Origin of the sequence: Enterobacter cloacae complex sp. I1M (assembly GCF_014982425.1) — a bacterium.
Taxonomy (GTDB): domain Bacteria; phylum Pseudomonadota; class Gammaproteobacteria; order Enterobacterales; family Enterobacteriaceae; genus Enterobacter; species Enterobacter intestinihominis.
The window spans coordinates 1-292 of the sequence record NZ_JADCLG010000051.1 but is presented as its reverse complement, the minus strand read 5'-3'; the positions used below and the strand labels follow the sequence as shown (position 1 = coordinate 292).

The window sequence follows — 292 nt, the reverse complement described above, 5'->3', positions numbered from 1 at the left end:
CCAGATTTTTAAAGAGCAAATATCTCAAACATGACTCGCAAGTCAGTTTTGAGATATGACGGCAGGTGACTTTCACTCACGAACCAGCAAGTGGCGTCCCCTAGGGGATTCGAACCCCTGTTACCGCCGTGAAAGGGCGGTGTCCTGGGCCTCTAGACGAAGGGGACGTACAGTCTCAATCGCAAGACGCCTTGCTATTTACTTTTCATCAGACAATCTGTGTGAGCACTACAAAGGCAGGTTCTTTAAGGTAAGGAGGTGATCCAACCGCAGGTTCCCCTACGGTTACCTT

General features: G+C 49.7%; 1 tRNA gene. It reads right to left on the bottom strand.

Features of this window, described 5'->3' with window-relative positions:
• Positions 1 to 91: 91 nt before the first annotated feature.
• Positions 92 to 167, bottom strand: a tRNA-Glu gene (locus INF86_RS21790).
• Positions 168 to 292 lie beyond the last annotated feature (125 nt).